Raw genomic sequence first — 16,465 nt, forward strand, 5'->3', positions numbered from 1 at the left:
CAGGCCGGAACGAGGGCCTGGTCCCGTGTGGCGGACAGGGCGCGGGCGAAGCGGTCCAGGAAGGCGTCCAGTTCGGCGTCCGCCACGGTCAGCGGCGGGGCGAGCCGGATGACGTCCGGCGTCACGGCGTTCACGAGCAGTCCGTGGTCCTGGGCCGCCTGCTGCACCCGCGCCGCGTGCGGCCCGTCGAGGACCACGCCGAGCAGCAGTCCGGCCCCGCGGACCCCGCGCACCAGCGGGTGGCCGAGGGCCTCCAGGCCGCGGCGCAGCCGCTCGCCCGCCAGGGCGGCGCGGTCGAGGAGCCCGTCCCGCTCGATGGTGTCGAGTACGGCGAGGGCGCCCGCGCAGACCACGGGGTTGCCGCTGAAGGTGGAGCCGTGGGTGCCGGGGGTCAGCAGGTCCGCGGCCGCGCCGAAGGCGAGGGTGGCGCCGATGGGCAGTCCGCCGCCCAGGCCCTTGGCGAGGGTGACCACGTCGGCCTCGACCCCCTCGGCCTCGGCGGCGAACCAGCGGCCGGTGCGCCCGATGCCGGTCTGGATCTCGTCGAGGACCAGGAGGGTGCCCGTGCGCGCGGTGATCTCGCGGGCGGCGCGCAGGTAGCCGGCGGGCGGGACGACCACCCCGTTCTCGCCCTGGACCGGCTCCAGGACCAGCAGGGCGGTGTCCGTGGTGACGGCGGCCCGGAGGGCGGCCTCGTCCCCGTACGGCACGTGGGTGACCCCGCCCGGCAGCGGCAGGAAGGGGCGCTGTTTGGCGGGCTGTCCGGTGAGGGCGAGGGCGCCCATGGTGCGGCCGTGGAAACCGCCGGAGGCGGAGACCGTGTGGGGGCGGCCGGTCAGCCTGCCGATCTTGAACGCGGCCTCGTTGGCCTCCGCCCCGGAGTTGGAGAAGTACACCCTGCCGTCCGGGCGGCCGGAGAGGTGGAGGAGGCGTTCGGCGAGGCGCACGGTGGGCTCGGCGGTGAACAGGTTCGAGACGTGGCCCAGGGAGGCGGCCTGCTCGGACACGGCCCGTACGAGGGCGGGGTGCGCGTGCCCGAGGGAGTTGACGGCGATACCGCCGAGGAAGTCGAGGTACTCGGTGCCCTCCGCGTCCCAGACGCGGGTGCCGCTGCCGCGGACCAGGGGGAGCCGGGGGGTGCCGAAGTTGTCCATCATGACGCCCTGCCAGCGGCGGGTCAGGGCGGTGTTGCCGTTCCCGCCCGCGGGGGCGGGGGCGTGGGTGGCCGTGGTCCGGGCGCCGGGGCCGGGGGCCACGGGCCGGGGCGTCCCGGGGGTGGGGGTCGCGGGTGCGTGCGTCGCGCAGGTGGGCGCCGCGGGGGTGGGGGCCGCGGGGGTGTCCGCGCTGTGGCCCGTGCCTTGGGTCATGCCGTCGCTCCCTCGGGGCCGGCCGGGTGGTCGGGCACGACCTCCGTGCCGGCGCATTCGTCGGTGAAGATCTGCAGCAGGACGGAGTGCTCGACCCGGCCGTCGATGACGCGGGCGGAGGGCACCCCGTGGGTCACGGCGTGCAGGCAGCCCGCCATTTTGGGGATCATTCCGGAGGACAGCCGGGGGATGAGATCGGCCAGTTCGGCGGCGGTCATCCGGGGGATGACCTCCTCGCTGTGCGGCCAGTCCGCGTACACGCCCTCGACGTCGGTGAGGATCAGCAGCGCCTCGGCGCCGAGGGCGGCGGCGAGGGCCGCGGCGGCCGTGTCGGCGTTGACGTTCAGCACCCCGCCGGCGGCGGCGTCCTTGGCGTCCCCGGGCCGGGCGATGGAGGAGATCACGGGGATGCGCCCGTCCTCGATGAGGGCCCGCACCACCCCGGTGTCCACCTCCGTGACCTCGCCGACGCGCCCGATGTCCACGGTCCTGCCGCCGGATTCGGCGTACCGCTTGGCGGCGGTCATCAGGCGGGCGTCCTCGCCGGTCATGCCGACGGCGTGCGGGCCGTGCTCGTTGAGCAGCCCGACGAGTTCGCGCTGCACCTGCCCGGCGAGGACCATGCGGACCACGTCCATGGTCTCGTCGGTGGTGACGCGCAGGCCCGCCTCGAACCGGGACTCCAGGCCGAGCCGTTCGAGCTGGGCGCTGATCTGGGGGCCGCCGCCGTGCACCACGACGGGGTTGATCCCGGCGTGCCGCAGGAAGAGGACGTCCCGGGCGAAGGCGGCCTTGAGCCCGTCGTCGACCATGGCGTTGCCGCCGAACTTGATGACGACGGTCTTGCCGCGGTGGCGGGCGAGCCAGGGCAGCGCCTCGACCAGGGCGCGGACCTTGTGGAGGGCCGGGAGGGCCGGGGGTGCGGCCGCGGGAGCGCTCATGAGGCGTACTCGCTGTTCTCGTGGACGTACTCGGCGGTCAGGTCGTTGGCCCAGATGACGGCGGAGCAGGTGCCCTCGGCGAGGTCCGCGGTGATGCCGACCTCGCGGGGGGTCATGTCGACGAGCTCGCGGTCCTCCCCCACCGACCCGTCCTTGCAGACCCAGATCCCGTTGATGGCCACGTTGAGCCGGTCGGGGTCGAAGGCGGCGGAGGTGGTGCCGATGGCGGACAGGACCCGGCCCCAGTTGGGGTCCTCGCCGTGGACCGCGCACTTGAGGAGGTTGTTGCGGGCGATCGAGCGGCCGACCTCGACGGCGTCCTCCTCGGACGCGGCGTTCACGACCTCGATGCGGATCTCCTTGCTGGCGCCCTCGGCGTCGCCGATGAGCTGCCGGGCGAGGTCCGCGCAGACCGCCTCGACGGCCGCCGCGAACTCGCCGTACTCCGGGACCGTTCCCGAGGCGCCCGAGGCCAGCAGCAGCACGGTGTCGTTGGTGGACATGCAGCCGTCGGAGTCCACCCGGTCGAACGTGACCCGCGTAGCGTCCCGCAGGGCCTTGTCCAGGGCGGCGGAGTCCAGGTCGGCGTCGGTGGTGAGGACCACCAGCATGGTGGCCAGGCCCGGGGCGAGCATCCCCGCGCCCTTGGCCATCCCGCCCACCGTCCAGCCGTCCCCGCCCGCCACCGCCGTCTTGTGCACGGTGTCCGTGGTCTTGATCGCCACCGCCGCCGCCTCACCGCCGTCCTCCGACAGCGCCGCCACGGCCGCACCGATCCCCGGCAGCAGCCTGTCCATCGGCAGCAGTACGCCGATCAGGCCGGTCGACGCCACGGCGACCTGCTCCGGGCCGGTGCCGAGCAGCTGCGCCGCCCGCTGCGCGGTCGCCTCGGTGTCCTGGTGGCCGCGGGGGCCCGTACAGGCGTTGGCCCCGCCGGAGTTGAGGACCACCGCGCGCAGACCGCCGTCCGCGAGGACCTGCCGGGACCAGCGGACCGGGGCGGCCTGCACGCGGTTGGAGGTGAAGACGCCCGCGGCGGCGGAGCGCGGCCCGTTGTTGACGACGAGCGCCAGGTCCGGGCTGCCGTTCTGTTTGATCCCGGCGGCGATGCCCGCCGCCGTGAACCCTCGTGCCTCGGTGACGCTCACTGCAACTCCTCGTTGGCCGTCTTCACGGTGCGACTCCGGTGGTGGGAAGCCCCAGGTCCTCCGGGAGGCCGAGGGCGGCGTTCATGCTCTGGACGGCCCCGCCCGCGGTGCCCTTGGCGAGGTTGTCGATGGCGCTGATCGCGATGATCCGGCCGGCCGACTCGTCGAGGGCCACCTGCACCTGCGCGGAGTTGGACCCGTAGACCGCCCCGGTCGCGGGCCACTGGCCCGCGGGCAGCAGCCGTACGAAGGCCTCGTCGGCGTAGGCCTTCTCGTAGGCGGCCCGCAGCTCCTCGGCCCCGGTGCCCGGCAGGGCCGCGGCGGAGCAGGTGGCGAGGATGCCCCGGGGCATGGGGGCGAGGGTCGGGGTGAAGGAGACGGAGACGGGGCGGCCGGCGACGGCGCCGAGGTGCTGCGCCATCTCGGGCGTGTGCCGGTGGCCGCCGCCGACCCCGTACGGCCGCATGGAGCCCATGACCTCGCTGCCCAGCAGGTCCGCACGGGCGGCCTTGCCGGCGCCCGAGGTGCCGGAGGCCGCGACCACCACCGCCTCCGGCCCGGCCAGTCCGGCCGCGTACGCGGGGAACAGGGCGAGCAGGACGGCGGTGGGGTAGCAGCCGGGCACGGCGATCCGGCGGGTGCCGGCCAGCGCGGCGCGGGCGCCGGGGAGTTCGGGCAGCCCGTACGGCCAGGTGCCGGCGTGCGGGGAGCCGTAGAACCGCTCCCAGTCCGCCGCCCGCGCCAGGCGGAAGTCCGCGCCGCAGTCGACGACGAGCACCTCCTCGCCGAGCTGTTCGGCGACGGCGGCGGACTGGCCGTGCGGCAGCGCGAGGAAGACCACGTCGTGGCCGCGCAGGGCCTCGGCGGTGGTGGCCACCACCTCCCGGCCGGCCAGCGGGGCGAGGTGCGGCTGCAGGGTGCCGAGGCGGCGGCCCGCGCTGGAATGCCCGGTCAGCGTGCCGATCTCCACCCCGGGGTGGCCCAGCAGCAGCCGCAGGATCTCACCCCCCGCGTATCCGCTCGCTCCCGCCACTGCGGCTCGCACCGTCATGAACCCTCCCGTTGACAGACGTGTCGTTCCCGCGCGGCCCGGGGCCCGGCGGCCGGCCGCGCACCCCCTGCGGGGCCCGGCTCAGCGGGCGCGCCGGGTCTCCGCGGCCTCGCAGTACTCGGCGTTGAGGATGGACATGATGTGCTCCACCCCCCAGTCCGAGTTGTAGTTGACGGTCAGCTGGTGCTTGCCGTCCCCGGTGACCGCGACCAGGGAGAACCAGCCCACGGTGCCCCCGTCGCGGTACCAGATGGTGGTGCCGCAGCCCAGGGTCAGCTTCTCGATGCCCAGGCCGTACGAGGAGGCCGGGAAGTCCGGGTTGACCAGGGTGGTCTTCAGGGCCGCCTGCTGGGCGGCCGGCAGCAGCCTGCCGCGCAGCAGGGCGCCGTAGAACTTGTTGATGTCGGCCGCGTTGGAGATGACGTCGGCGTTGCCCCAGGTCTGCGAGCCGTGCACCTCGGTGACGTCGTCGATGCGGTCCGGCTGGGTGAAGTAGAAGAGCTTGGAGTAGGCGCGGCTGGTCGGGCCGGGCAGCTGGGTGCCGTTGCCCGCGTGCGTGGTCGAGGTCAGGCCGAGCGGCACGATGATGCGCTGGCGGACCTCGTCCTCGTACGGGCGGCCCGCGACCTTCTCCAGGACCAGCGCCGCCACGACGTCGTTGGTGTTGGAGAAGCCGTGCCGGACCCCGGGCGTGAACTGCGGGCCCTGGGTGAGCGCCACCTGCACGCGCTGGAGGCGGGGCAGGGCGGTGTACCGGTTCTGGAGGTAGCCGTCGCCCAGGACGTACGTGTTGACGTACGCCGAGTCGGCCAGGTACTCGGGCAGGCCGCTGCTGTGGTTGAGCAGCTGGCGCACGGTGACCGCGCTGCCGCTGTTGCCGTTGCCGGTGATCAGGCCGGGCAGGTGCTGCTCCACCGTGTCGTCGAGGTCGAGCCTGCCCTCGGCCTCCATCTGGAGGAGGACGGTCGCCACGAAGGTGCTGGTGAGGTGGCCGACGCGGAAGCGGTCGTGCTTGCCGCGCGGGGTGTTCGTGACCCGGTTGCCGACGCCCGCGGCGGTCTTCCAGACCCCGCGGTGGTCGCGGGCCTCGGCGGTGATGCCGGGTACGCCTGCGGCGACGGCGGCCGTGATGGCGCTGCGCGTGGCCTGGTGGGTCCACGGCGCGGCCTCGGTCTCCGGGACGGTGTCCCGGACCGCCGCGTGGGCGGGTACCGCGCACAGGGTGGCCGTGAACGCCACGGCCGCCAGCGCTGCCAGCGCGGCTCTCGGTCTCTTCCGCATCGTCATTCCCCGTTCCTGAAGTGGTCTGAAACTGGCTGGGAGCGCGGTCCCCCGGGGTATCCGCAGTGCGCACCGGCCCCGCCGCCGGCGGCGGTACGGCCGCCCGGCCCGGGGCCCGGGTCGCCCGGCTCGGGTGCGGGCAGGACGAGGGGGCCCGCGGGGCAGGGGGGCCGCGCCGCGGCGGGTCGCTCCGGACCCGGGGCGGGGCCCCGGCCGGGTCGTGCGGAGAGGGGTGCGCTCCGTGCACGGCGGCGGCACCCGCGGCCGTACGGCGTCCCGTCGACGGTACACCCGGGCCCGTCGCCCGGACCCCCGGCGGCCCGGCCGCCGCGGTGCGGCGGGACGTCCGGCCGAACGGCTGCCCGGGGTTCACCGATGATGCCACCGGACGGCGCCGCCGAGCAGGGGCCCGCCCGCAGGAAGAGCGCCGCACGATCGCTCGAACGCTCCTCCGGTGTCGTTCCAGCCCCCGCCGCGAGACTCCTCGCCGGATATGTGCACCCTTCTCATGGAGGCATGATGGCGCGTCAGGCCGCTCACACAGCGGGGTCCCCCGGCGGCTCGGCAACCGCTCTCCCGCCGCAGACCCCGCCCCGGCTGCCGCGGACGGCAGCGGGCGCCCCGGCCGCACCGCGCCGGGGCCAGGGCCAGGTGCTGACGACCAAGGTGGGCCTCCAGATGCCGACCGCCATGGCCTACGACGAGTGGGAGCGGGCCGGGCGCCAGCTCGCCGGGGTCCTCGACTCCTCCTGCTGGTGGCTGGGCGACTGGCTGGTCTACGGCAAGGACCACTACACCGACCGCTACCAGCGGGGCATCCGCGCGGTCGGCCTCTCGTACCAGACCCTGCGCAACTACGCCTGGGTCGCACGGCGGTTCGGCCTGGACCGGCGGCGGCCCGCACTGAGCTTCCAGCACCATGCGGAGCTGGCCTCGCTGCCCCCCGAGGAGCAGGACGTCTGGCTCGGGCGCGCCGAACAGCTGCAGTGGACGACCAAGCAGCTGCGCGGCGCCCTGCGCGCGACCCGCCGCAGCGAGGAGCCGGAGCCGGTGTCCGCGGCGGCGCCCAGCCGACGGCTGGAGGTGGCCGGCAGCCGCCTGGAGTGGTGGCACAAGGCCGCCGAGCGGGCCGGTGTCGGCTTCGAGGAGTGGGTGACCAGCGCGCTCGACAGCGCGGCGGCCGATGCCCTGGAGCAGCCGGAGCCGGCGGACGGCCCGGTTCAGGTGCCGGTTCAGATGCCGCTTCAGGTGCCGGAGCTGCCGCTGGCCGTCAGCGCCTGACCGACCGTCAGTCTTGTTTCAGAAGGGCCTCCTTGCGGTGCGCAGGCCCGCGGCTGCTCAGGCTCCGGTCACGGCCGGCTCACGGGCCGGCTCCAGCCGCCCCATCAGTCCGGCGGTCTCGCGCTTGTACGTGCACTCGCTGGCCCCGAAGGTCTCCCGGACCCGCTCGCGCACCTCGCAGGGCTGCTCCTGGCTGAGCTTGAACATCCCCTCCGCGCCGGTCACGGTGAGCCGGAAGGCCCCGGCGGCGGGCACGATCTTGCGGAAGTAGCCGAGGGACTCGGTCATGTCCCAGCCGTTGCCGAACCGCCCCTCGAAGGCGCGGACGGTGGACTCCACCACGCTCAGCGTGTCCTCCTCGGAGCCGAGCTTCTCCACCGTGCCGCGGACGTGCACGGCGGTGAAGTTCCAGGTGGGGGCGGCCGGCGACTTCTGGTAGACGGTCGGCGAGACGTACGAGTGCGGTCCGGTGAAGGTGAGCAGCAGGACGCTGCCCGTCTCCAGGGCCTTCCAGTGCGGGTTCGCCTTGTTCATGTGGCCGAGCAGCGTGGCCCCGGTGAGGTCCCCGGTCCAGTCGGCGGAGGTCTCCGGGTCGAAGATGACCGGCAGGTGGGTGGCGAAGGGGCCGGTCTCGGGGGTGCCGTTGCCGGCGGCCAGGGCGAGCGGGTTGCCGCGGACCACGTCCACCATCCAGGAGCTGTCGGGCTCGCGGTAAAAGCTGGGCACGAACATGCGGATTCACCTTTCGGTCTTTTCCCAGGGCCTGGCTCCGACTCCGGGCTGTACGGGCGCATTCGCCCCCGGCTCCAGAGGGGTTCGAGCCGGACCCGTGGGGTTCTCGAGAATCCGGGCCGACCATACCGACGTCCTGCCGACGGGACAACGATTGCGGATTCCGAGCGCCCCGAGCGGTTCTCAAATGGCCTTCGGGTCGTCTTCATGCCGTCTTCGAGTTGCCTTTGAGACCCTTTCCGCAGCACACTGCAGAGCGGTCTCTCGGGCCACCGGCCGAGTTTTCCAGACGCAATCGGGAGAATTTTCTATGGGCATAACGGGCAGGCGCAGCCAAGAGATCTACGACGTGGTCGGCATCGGGTTCGGCCCGTCCAACCTGTCACTCGCGATCGCTCTGTCGGAGCACGGCGAGAGCACCCCGCAGCATCCGGTCAGGGCCCACTTCTTCGAGAAGCAGGCCTCGTTCGGCTGGCACCGCAACATGCTGCTGCCGTCGACGACGATGCAGATTTCCTTCCTCAAGGACCTGGTGACCTTCAGGAACCCGCTGTCCCGGTTCAGCTTCGTCTCGTTCCTGCACGCCTCCGACCGGCTGGTGCAGTTCGTGAACAACCAGGACTTCTTCCCGACCCGCCAGGAGTTCCACCAGTACCTGGAGTGGGCGGCCGGCGGGCTCTCGGAGCTGGTGTCGTACGGCACCGAGGTGACCGCGATCCGGCCGGTGGCGGAGGACGGCGGGACCGGCGCCCCCGACCTCCTGGAGATCGACGTGCGGTCCGCGGACGGCACGACCAGCACGGTCGCCGCGCGCAACGTGGCCATCTCCACCGGGCTGGTGCCGCGCCTGCCGGAGGGCATGGGCGGCCACGAGCGGGTCTGGCACAGCTCCGAGTTCCTGGCCAAGTTCAACGCCCAGGACCCGGCCGCCCTGAAGAACGTGATGGTGGTGGGCGCCGGCCAGAGCGCGGCGGAGATCACCCGGTTCTTCTACGACTCGCTGCCGCACGCCCAGGTCAGCGCGGTCATCCCCTCGTACGGCTACTCGGTCGCCGACGACACCCCCTTCGCCAACCAGGTCTTCGACCCGGCGGCGGTGGACGAGTACTACTTCGGCACCGAGCGGGCCCGGGACTCCTTCTGGCGCTACCACCGCAACACCAACTACTCGGTGGTCGACGCCGACGTCATCCGGGCCCTGTACCAGCGCCAGTACGAGGAGCAGGTGCGCGGCACGCAGCGGCTGCACTTCCGCAACCTCACGCGCGTCGACGGGGTCAAGAGCGCCGGGGACGAGACCCGCGTGGTGCTGCGCTCGCTGCTCGACGAGACCGTCGAGGAGTCGGCCGTGGACGTCCTGGTGTTCGCCACCGGGTACGACGGCCTGGACCCGGCGCGGCTGCTCGGGGAGTTCGACGCGAACTTCCGGCGCGACGCGGCGGGCAAGCACCAGGTGGAGCGGGACTACCGCCTGGTCAACGCCACCGATATGACCTGCGGGGTCTACCTCCAGGGCGGTACGGAGCACACGCACGGCCTGTCCTCGGCCCTGCTGTCGAACATCGCGGTGCGCAGCGGCGAGATCGCCGACTCGATCGTGCTGCGGCGCACCGGGCGGGAGCTCGGCCGCACCGGCCCCGCGGAGAAGGCCGCCTCGGCCGCCTGAGCCGGCGGCCCGCGGCCGGGCGGCCGCGGGCCGGACGGGGTGGGCCCCGGTGCCGTTCCTCCGGCACCGGGGCCCACCCCGCCGTCATTTCTCATGCGACCTCGGCGGCCGCCCTCCAATTCTGCTGTTCCACGTATCCGACGCAGTTCTCCCTGCTGTCCTCGCCGAATACGATCCGCCAGCCGCCGGGTATCTCGGTGTACGAGGGCCACAGCGAAAGCCGCAGTTCCCCGTCGGCCACCACGTAGAAGTTGACGGAAGTACCGTCGGACGGATTTCTGCCAGTCATCACCACACTCCAATTCAGGCCATCCACTGAAGAAATCCCCTGAAAGAATTCGCCATTTCAAGCGAGTTAACGGGGATCGACTTCCATTGCCCTGCGTCCACGCGCGATGATTGCGGCGCAAGCACAATTGGTCTCCTGCCGGACTCGAGCGCGTGTCCACCGGCCACAGGGGCCCCGGTCCGGCCGGGGCCCTCCACAGAAGGAGTCGTGCCCATGAGCACCAGCTGCCCGATCGGCGGCCCCGTCCCCCGCTCCGCCCCCCGCGGCCTCGTCCGGCTCCGGTTCGCCGACGAAGGCGCACTGGAGCGGGCCGGCGCCGCCTTCGCGGCCGGTCCGGGCGGGGGCCTGGGCGAGTCGTGGACCGATCCCGGGGCGCTGACCCTGCAGATCAGGGGCGAGGCCGGGGTCGAGACCGTGCGCTCGGTGATCGCCGTCCTCGACGCGCAGGCGCTGGCCCCCGAGTCGTTCACGGTCCACTCGAACGAGCTCGACGACGTGTTCGCCTCGTTCAACAGCCTTCCCTGACGGGCCCGTTCGGCCCGGGTACCCGGTCAGGCCAGGTCGTCGCGGGTGATCCGGCGGTGCGCGGCGCGCCAGGTGCCGGCTTCGCGGACCAGGACGTCCTCCATCGCGTACACGTACAGGGCCCGCGGGCCGTCGCCGCCCGCCGGGGCGCAGGCGAGGGCCGAGCAGCGGGTGCGCAGCGTGCCGTCCTCCCGGGGGCGTACGTCGAGCATCCCGACCCAGTGGTCGAGCCGGCCGCCCGTCCGCCGCTGCCGGGCCGCGCCCGCGCGCACGTAGCGGGCGAGCCCGGTGCGGGCGCGCAGCGGGACGGCGGGGCCGGGCGGTTCGAGGAGGGCGTCCTCGGTGAAGGTCTCGGCCCAGCGGGCGGTGTCGTGGGTGTCCAGGATCTCCATCTGGTGCGCGTAGAACCGCTGCACCTCTGCGTACAGGGCGGCGAACTCCGTTCCGCGCAGGGGGCGTTCCGCGGTGCGGACCAGTTCGACGGTCATGCTCTCAGCCTCCGCTTCCGGCCGTGCCCCCGGGGTGGCGGGGCGGCCGAGTGGATCCCGGGGCGCTTGCGGGGACCCCGACTCGGTGCGGACAGTCTCCGGGGGCCGGATCGAGGATCCGTCAAAGACTCCTCAAGCGTTCCTACAGCCGAGCGGCAGGGCAGGTTCCGCTTCCGGTCACGAGGCCCAGGAGCCCGGGGCCCGGAACCGGGGGCGCATCCGCGAGGGGAAGTCCCGGACGCGGGGGGCCGCGGCCTCCCGGGGGGCTGCGGCGGCCTGCTGGGCCTGGTGCAGCCGGGCCGCGAGGAGGACGGCGATGGCGGCCGTCTCCTCCGGCGTGGGGTTGCCCCGGGTGATCCGTACGGTGGCCAGGGACAGCGGCAGCGGGCTGTGCTCGGCGGCGCTCACAGCGGGAGGTTCCCGTGCTTGCGGGCCGGCAGCGGCGCGGCCTTGGCGCGCAGCATGTCGAGGGAGGCGATCAGCTTGGCCCGGGTCTCGGCCGGGTCGATGACGTCGTCCACGAGGCCCCGTTCGGCGGCGTAGTAGGGGTGCATGAGCTCGGCCTGGTACTCCTTGATCTTCTGGGCGCGGGTGGCCTCCGGGTCGTCGGAGGCGGCGATCTCGCGGCGGAAGATGACGTTGGCGGCGCCCTCGGCGCCCATGACGGCCACCTCGTTCGAGGGCCAGGCCAGGGCGATGTCGGCGCCGATGGACCGGGAGTCCATGACGATGTACGCGCCGCCGTAGGCCTTGCGCAGGATCAGGCTGATCCGCGGGACGGTGGCGTTGCAGTACGCGTACAGGAGCTTGGCCCCGTGCCGGATGATGCCGTTGTGCTCCTGGTCCACGCCGGGCAGGAAGCCCGGTACGTCGATCAGGGTGACGAGCGGGATGCCGAAGGCGTCGCAGAACTGCACGAAGCGGGCGGCCTTCTCGGAGGCCTCGATGTTGAGCACGCCGGCGAGGTACGCGGGCTGGTTGGCGACGATGCCGACGACCTGGCCGCCGAGCCGGGCCAGCACGCAGACCACGTTCTGCGCCCAGGCGCCGTGCACCTCGAAGTAGTCGCCGTGGTCGACGACCTCCTCGATGAGGTCGCGGATGTCGTAGCCCTGGGTGGGGCGGGCCGGCACCAGGTCGAGCAGCGCCTCGTTGCGCCGGTCGGCGGGGTCCTCCTCGTCGCCGGCCGGGGGGACCTCCCGGTTGTTGGCGGGGAGCAGGGACAGGAGGTGGCGCACGTCCTCGAGGCAGGTCTCCTCGTCGTCGTACGCGAAGGAGGCCACGCCGGAGGCGGCCGCGTGCGAGTCGGCGCCGCCGAGGTGCTCCATGGTGACGGCCTCGCCGGTGACCGCCTGGACCACGTCGGGCCCGGTGACGAACATCTGGGAGGTGCCGCGGACCATGAACACGAAGTCGGTGAGGGCGGGCGAGTAGGCCGCGCCGCCGGCGCAGGGGCCGAGGATCACGGAGATCTGCGGGATCACGCCGGAGTTGCGGACGTTGCGCTGGAAGATGCCGCCGTACCCGGCGAGGGCGGTGACCCCCTCCTGGATGCGGGCCCCGGCGCCGTCGCACAGGCCGACGATGGGGGCTCCGGCGGCCTCGGCGAGGTCCATCAGCTTGTGGATCTTCTCGGCGTGGGCCTCGCCGAGTGCACCGCCGAAGATCCGGAAGTCGTGCGCGTAGGCGAAGACGGTGCGGCCGTGGACCTTGCCCCAGCCGGTGACGACCCCGTCGGTGTAGGGCTTGCGGTCCTCCAGGCCGAAGCCGCTGGCGCGGTGCCTGCGCAGCCCCTCGACCTCGTTGAACGTGCCCTCGTCGAAGAGGATCGCGATGCGCTCGCGGGCCGTCAGCTTGCCCTTGGCGTGCTGGGCCTCGGTGGCGCGGGCACTGGGTCCGGCCTCGGCCGCCTCGCGGATGGCGGCCAGTTCGGCGGTGCGCTCGCGCAGCGTGGCGCACCGCGTTTCCTCCAGCGGTCGTTCCTCGACGATGGTCATGTGCGGTCCCTTTCGACACAGAGGCACCGGGTCCGGCCGGTGTCGGGGTGCTCAGCATCGGCAGGGCGGCTCAATGCTCGCTGTAGTCCCGCCACTCCTGCCGCTTGAGCCGGTGTCAGCGGATGTCAGCGGGCGTCAGCGGCTCGCGGCGGGGAGCACGAGGCGGCGCGGGGCCGCGCGCCCCCACGGGAAGCCGTGGTGCAGGTGGACGGCGGGCGGCCGTACCCCGTCCACTTCCAGCGCCACCGCGGCCAGCACCTCCGGTACCGGCTCGAACTCCAGGAACCGCCAGCGGGAGGCCTCGTCGTCCTCCGGCGGCTCGAAGCGCAGGACGCCCCGGTCCTCGGCGAGGGTGAAGGAGAAGGAGTCGAAGGGCAGTCCGAGGCCGAGGCCGCGGGCCTTGGAGTAGGCCTCCTTCAGGGTCCACAGCCGCAGGACCCGCTGGTCGCGGGGGCGGCCGGGGGCCAGGCCCGCGATCCAGTCGCGCTCGGCGGGGGCGAAGGTGTTCACGATGGTCGACAGGCCGACGTCGGAGCGGTCGAGGCGCTCCACGTCCACCCCGATCCGGTGCCCGCGGGCGACCCCGAGGAGGTTGTACGTGTTCGAGTGCGAGAGGTTGAAGTCGAGGGCGTCCCCGCCGCGCGGCAGCCCGCCCGCCGGGGTCTGGAGGAAGGGGCGGCCGCGCGAGGAGCGCCAGATGACGGACTCCGCCTCGGGGATTCCGGTCTCCAGGGCGAGGACGCGGCGGACCAGGGCGTGGGCGACGAGGTACTGGCGGCGGTCGCGTTCGAAGAGGAAGCGGCCCGCGATCTCCTGCTCGTTCTCGTCCAGCCAGTGGGTGCACAGGGTGGCGGCGATGGCGGGGGCGAGGTCGTCGTTGGGGCAGAACCACAGGTTCACCGGGGGCGGCCCCTCCCCCACCGGTATCCGCTGCGGCGCGGGCGCCGTGGCCGTCGTGCTCATCCGCCCTCGCCCGTGCCGGGCAGCCACAGGGGCGTGCGCAGGAACACGGAGGGCGGCAGCGGTACGGACACCGCCCCGTGGCCCGGCGCCGCCTCCAGGGCGGCCCAGTCCGCGTCCACCCCGGACAGCCACAGCGCGCGCAGCTGGTGCAGTCTGCGGGCCCCCCAGAGCCCGGCCAGGTAGCCGCGGGTCTCGGGGACCGCGCCCAGGCCGAGCGGGTCGGCGGCGCCGCCGCGCAGGTCGGCGACCCCGCGCATGGCGCCCCCGGCGAGCTCCTCGAGGGAGGCGGCCAGCTCCGCACGGTCGCGGACGACGACCGCGAACCGGCAGTCCATCGGGGCGCGCCCGGTGCGCAGGGCGCGGGCGAGGGCGCCGAGGGGGGCCGCCTCGCGGCCGCCGAGCCAGTCGGCGAGACGGGCGGCGGTGGCGGCCAGGTGGGCGGGGGTGGGCGCGGAGAGCAGGACGAGCTCGCCCTCGGGGGCGGGGGTGGCGGCTGCCGGGGTCGACTCCGGTGCGAAGGGCGGGAGTTGGGTCCCGGCGTGGGCCCGGGCCTGGGCCTGGGTCTGGGTCTGGGTCTGGGTCTGGGCCTGGGTTCGGGGGTGCGGGTCGGCAGGGCGGCGGAGCCCGATGGGGGTGACCTCGGCGAGGCGGAGGCCGTGGTCAGGGGTCTGGGTGGCGGGGGTGGTGGCGGTGCCGGTGGGGTCAGTGGGCCCGGTGAGGTCAGTGGGCCCGGTGGGTCCCGTGGGTCCACCGGACCCCGTGACCGCGGTGGGTCCGGTGGGTCCCGGAGGCGGGAACTCCTCCAGGATCACGTGGGCTTCGACCCCGCCCGCCCCGCGGACGGCCGCCGAGGCCCGCCGGGGGCCCTGCTCCGGGGCCGCCCACGGCTCGGCATCGGGGCGGTCCGCGCCGGGCAGCAGCACGCGGTGGCGCAGCTGGAGGACGGCGCGGGTCAGTACGGCGATGCCGGTGGCCGCTCCGGCCCGCCCGACCGTCGGCTCGGCGTCCGCGGCGCTCTCGCGGAGGGTCACGGTGCCGGGCTCGTACCCGCTGCGCAGCAGCGCGGTCCGCTCGGCGCGGCCGGGCCCGCCGGGTCCGGCCGCCGGGCCGGTGTGGACGGCGGCCGCGCAGACGACGGCGTGCACGGTGTCCCCGTCGGCGAGGGCCCGCCCGAGCGGCTTGAGCAGCAGAGCCCCCGCGCATTCGCCAGCCCCGGGCCGCTGCCCCGCCGGGTGCAGCAGCAGCTGTACGCCGCCCACGAGGGCCGCTTCGCACTCGCCGCGGCGCAGCGCCCCGAGGGCGAGGTCGAGGGCGACCAGCACGGAGGACTCGGCGGTGTCCGCGCTCTGGCTGGGGCCGGTCAGCCCGAGCAGCCCGGAGAGCCGGTTGGGCAGGCTCCAGTGGCCGCGGCGGGGCATGGCGCGGCTGCCGCGGGTCCAGGCCTCGGCGGCCAGCAGGGCGTAGTCCCCCGCGGTGGCGCCGACGAACACGCCGACGCTGCGCGGGGTCCCGTCCGGCGCGGTGAGCGCGTCGAGGCGGCTGCCGGTGCAGCCGGCGTCCTCGAAGGCCTCCCAGGCGGTCTCCAGGAAGATCCGCTCCTGCGGGTCCATCAGGGCGGCCTCGGCGGGCTCGATCCCGAAGAACACCGGGTCGAAGTCCTGTACGCCGTCCAGGTAGTGGCCCGGCTCGCCACCGCCGCCGGGGCGGTCGGCCGGGGGCGGTCCGGCGGTGCCGCGCCCGGCGCGCAGCTGCTGCCACAGGGCCCGCGGGCCGGCGGCCCCGGGGAAGCGGCCGGCGAGCCCGACGACGGCGAAGCGCTCGGACTCCGCGGGGGCGGGCGCGGGCGCGGGTACGGGGGGCCGTACGGACCCGGACGCGGGACCGGACGCGGGACCGGACGGGAGGGCGGGCGGAGACGAGGGCGAGGGCGAGGGGGCCTGCGACCGGCCCCGGAGCGGGGCCGGGCGGCCGCCCGTGCCGCCGCCGCGGGCCGCGAGCAGGGCCGCGGCGCGGTTCCGGTCCAGGGTCCCGTCCTTGAAGCGGGTCAGTATCTCCTTGTCGTCCATCCGGACGCGTTCCTCCCTCGGACGAAAGCGCCGGCGGCGACGGGGTCGCGCGCGGCGCACCACGGCGCGCTCGTAGTAGAAAACAATCGCGGCGGGCCGGGCGGAACGCGGTTCGGCTGAATGCAGAGCATACGCCCAGGAATTCTCCAGCATTTGTCAACCGAAATTCGAGCAGTAATCGAGAATCGGGGCCCGGGGAGGCCGGGCGGGAACGCGCAGGAGCCCGGAGCGGACCCGGCGGAAGGGTCCGCGCACGCGTGCGGATACGCAGAAGAGGGCCGCCGCGATCCCCTGGGCGGGATCGCGGCGGCCCTCTGGAAAAGTGCTGCGGCGGGTCAGCCGGCCTTGCGTCGGAAGCTCCGGTTCTGGTGGTTGGGCCCGTTGGTGCCGTTGATCTTGAGCCGCGCCTCGTGGTGCGCCTGCTGGGACCTGGCGTTGCGGGACTTGCGCTCCAGGGCCTCGCGGAACTTCTGCTTGGCGTCGGTCTCGGCTGCGTTGTTTTCCGGGGTATCAGTCATGCGTTGCCTCCTGAGCATGTTCTAGAGCGGTTTTATTGTGGCATCCGAGCCTCCGCCGTGCGAGCCTCTTTTCCTTCCGGGGGAAAAGATTTCGCCACCGGTCGGCTTTTCCCCCGGACCTGATGAAGTCGACCGGCGCTCTGCCGGTCCAC

Annotated in this window: 16 protein-coding genes; 3 read left to right on the plus strand and 13 right to left on the minus strand. The window is 74.0% G+C overall.

Translation table 11 applies throughout. The features are described 5' to 3' along the window. The 5 genes from ACZ7JZ_RS26220 to ACZ7JZ_RS26240 form a co-directional block, all read right to left on the minus strand. Positions 1-1,157: acetylornithine transaminase (locus ACZ7JZ_RS26220; RefSeq protein ID WP_470943411.1), on the minus strand; the 1,157-nt coding region annotated here is incomplete at its 3' end. Positions 1,158-1,363: 206 nt separating this feature from the next. Next, a complete protein-coding gene (gene argB / locus ACZ7JZ_RS26225) occupies positions 1,364-2,308 on the minus strand; it encodes an acetylglutamate kinase (protein WP_470943367.1) in 945 nt (314 codons plus the stop codon). Beyond that, positions 2,305-3,456, minus strand: a complete 1,152-nt coding sequence (gene argJ / locus ACZ7JZ_RS26230) for a bifunctional glutamate N-acetyltransferase/amino-acid acetyltransferase ArgJ (RefSeq protein ID WP_470943369.1) — start codon at positions 3,454-3,456, stop codon at positions 2,305-2,307. The genes argB and argJ overlap by 4 nt, the downstream gene beginning before the upstream one ends. A 22-nt stretch (positions 3,457-3,478) precedes the next feature. Then, positions 3,479-4,507, minus strand: coding sequence for an N-acetyl-gamma-glutamyl-phosphate reductase (gene argC, locus ACZ7JZ_RS26235; RefSeq protein ID WP_470943371.1), 1,029 nt, complete (start codon positions 4,505-4,507; stop codon positions 3,479-3,481). An 81-nt stretch (positions 4,508-4,588) separates the two neighbouring features. After that, positions 4,589-5,794, minus strand: coding sequence for a serine hydrolase domain-containing protein (locus ACZ7JZ_RS26240; protein WP_470943373.1), 1,206 nt, complete (start codon positions 5,792-5,794; stop codon positions 4,589-4,591). 645 nt (positions 5,795-6,439) lie between these two features. Between ACZ7JZ_RS26240 and ACZ7JZ_RS26245 the strand changes: the two genes are divergently transcribed. After that, complete coding sequence (locus tag ACZ7JZ_RS26245; protein WP_470943374.1) at positions 6,440-7,069, plus strand: LmbU family transcriptional regulator; 630 nt, start codon at positions 6,440-6,442, stop codon at positions 7,067-7,069. A gap of 57 nt (positions 7,070-7,126) precedes the next feature. On the opposite strand, the gene ACZ7JZ_RS26250 is transcribed toward ACZ7JZ_RS26245, so the two are convergent. Beyond that, positions 7,127-7,801 carry an FMN-binding negative transcriptional regulator gene (locus tag ACZ7JZ_RS26250; protein WP_470943376.1) on the minus strand — a complete coding sequence of 225 codons (675 nt, stop codon included), beginning with the start codon at positions 7,799-7,801 and terminating at the stop codon, positions 7,127-7,129. Positions 7,802-8,111: 310 nt separating this feature from the next. Between ACZ7JZ_RS26250 and ACZ7JZ_RS26255 the strand changes: the two genes are divergently transcribed. Continuing rightward, entirely contained in the window at positions 8,112-9,467 is a 1,356-nt protein-coding gene (locus ACZ7JZ_RS26255; RefSeq protein ID WP_470943378.1) for a lysine N(6)-hydroxylase/L-ornithine N(5)-oxygenase family protein, read from the plus strand. Positions 9,468-9,558: 91 nt separating this feature from the next. Here the strand turns inward: ACZ7JZ_RS26255 and ACZ7JZ_RS26260 are convergent, their stop codons facing one another. Continuing rightward, complete coding sequence (locus tag ACZ7JZ_RS26260; RefSeq protein WP_470943379.1) at positions 9,559-9,756, minus strand: MbtH family NRPS accessory protein; 198 nt, start codon at positions 9,754-9,756, stop codon at positions 9,559-9,561. 213 nt (positions 9,757-9,969) lie between these two features. Between ACZ7JZ_RS26260 and ACZ7JZ_RS26265 the strand changes: the two genes are divergently transcribed. After that, the gene (locus tag ACZ7JZ_RS26265; RefSeq protein WP_470943381.1) at positions 9,970-10,281 is read left to right on the plus strand and encodes a hypothetical protein; all 312 of its coding nucleotides are present in this window, start codon (positions 9,970-9,972) and stop codon (positions 10,279-10,281) included. A gap of 26 nt (positions 10,282-10,307) precedes the next feature. On the opposite strand, the gene ACZ7JZ_RS26270 is transcribed toward ACZ7JZ_RS26265, so the two are convergent. The 6 genes from ACZ7JZ_RS26270 to ACZ7JZ_RS26295 form a co-directional block, all read right to left on the minus strand. Then, positions 10,308-10,769, minus strand: coding sequence for a nuclear transport factor 2 family protein (locus ACZ7JZ_RS26270; protein WP_470943383.1), 462 nt, complete (start codon positions 10,767-10,769; stop codon positions 10,308-10,310). Between the two features lie 177 nt (positions 10,770-10,946). Then, complete coding sequence (locus ACZ7JZ_RS26275) at positions 10,947-11,177, minus strand: acyl-CoA carboxylase epsilon subunit (protein ID WP_470943384.1); 231 nt, start codon at positions 11,175-11,177, stop codon at positions 10,947-10,949. Beyond that, a complete protein-coding gene (locus ACZ7JZ_RS26280; protein WP_470943386.1) occupies positions 11,174-12,766 on the minus strand; it encodes an acyl-CoA carboxylase subunit beta in 1,593 nt (530 codons plus the stop codon). The genes ACZ7JZ_RS26275 and ACZ7JZ_RS26280 overlap by 4 nt, the downstream gene beginning before the upstream one ends. A 135-nt stretch (positions 12,767-12,901) precedes the next feature. Further along, the gene (locus ACZ7JZ_RS26285; RefSeq protein WP_470943387.1) at positions 12,902-13,729 is read right to left on the minus strand and encodes a 4'-phosphopantetheinyl transferase family protein; all 828 of its coding nucleotides are present in this window, start codon (positions 13,727-13,729) and stop codon (positions 12,902-12,904) included. Beyond that, a complete protein-coding gene (locus tag ACZ7JZ_RS26290) occupies positions 13,726-15,795 on the minus strand; it encodes a beta-ketoacyl [acyl carrier protein] synthase domain-containing protein (protein ID WP_470943389.1) in 2,070 nt (689 codons plus the stop codon). Before ACZ7JZ_RS26290 ends, ACZ7JZ_RS26285 begins: the two co-directional genes overlap by 4 nt. Before the next feature lie 335 nt (positions 15,796-16,130). Then, positions 16,131-16,313: a DUF5302 domain-containing protein gene (locus tag ACZ7JZ_RS26295; RefSeq protein ID WP_470943390.1), complete on the minus strand. Its 183-nt coding sequence runs from the start codon at positions 16,311-16,313 to the stop codon at positions 16,131-16,133. Between the last annotated feature and the right edge of the window lie 152 nt (positions 16,314-16,465).

The sequence above is a fragment of the Streptomyces sp. NPDC038213 genome (assembly GCF_055600495.1).

What these genes read in the sequence shown, in the direction of transcription:
- argB (WP_470943367.1), bottom strand. Translation starts at nt 2,308, where the DNA reads ATGAGCGCTCCCGCGGCCGCACCCCCGGCCCTCCCGGCCCTCCACAAG.
- argC (WP_470943371.1), bottom strand. Translation starts at nt 4,507, where the DNA reads ATGACGGTGCGAGCCGCAGTGGCGGGAGCGAGCGGATACGCGGGGGGT.
- ACZ7JZ_RS26240 (WP_470943373.1), bottom strand. Translation starts at nt 5,794, where the DNA reads ATGACGATGCGGAAGAGACCGAGAGCCGCGCTGGCAGCGCTGGCGGCC.
- ACZ7JZ_RS26250 (WP_470943376.1), bottom strand. Translation starts at nt 7,801, where the DNA reads ATGTTCGTGCCCAGCTTTTACCGCGAGCCCGACAGCTCCTGGATGGTG.
- ACZ7JZ_RS26255 (WP_470943378.1), top strand. Translation starts at nt 8,112, where the DNA reads ATGGGCATAACGGGCAGGCGCAGCCAAGAGATCTACGACGTGGTCGGC.
- ACZ7JZ_RS26260 (WP_470943379.1), bottom strand. Translation starts at nt 9,756, where the DNA reads ATGACTGGCAGAAATCCGTCCGACGGTACTTCCGTCAACTTCTACGTG.
- ACZ7JZ_RS26265 (WP_470943381.1), top strand. Translation starts at nt 9,970, where the DNA reads ATGAGCACCAGCTGCCCGATCGGCGGCCCCGTCCCCCGCTCCGCCCCC.
- ACZ7JZ_RS26270 (WP_470943383.1), bottom strand. Translation starts at nt 10,769, where the DNA reads ATGACCGTCGAACTGGTCCGCACCGCGGAACGCCCCCTGCGCGGAACG.
- ACZ7JZ_RS26280 (WP_470943386.1), bottom strand. Translation starts at nt 12,766, where the DNA reads ATGACCATCGTCGAGGAACGACCGCTGGAGGAAACGCGGTGCGCCACG.
- ACZ7JZ_RS26285 (WP_470943387.1), bottom strand. Translation starts at nt 13,729, where the DNA reads ATGAGCACGACGGCCACGGCGCCCGCGCCGCAGCGGATACCGGTGGGG.
- ACZ7JZ_RS26290 (WP_470943389.1), bottom strand. Translation starts at nt 15,795, where the DNA reads ATGGACGACAAGGAGATACTGACCCGCTTCAAGGACGGGACCCTGGAC.
- ACZ7JZ_RS26295 (WP_470943390.1), bottom strand. Translation starts at nt 16,313, where the DNA reads ATGACTGATACCCCGGAAAACAACGCAGCCGAGACCGACGCCAAGCAG.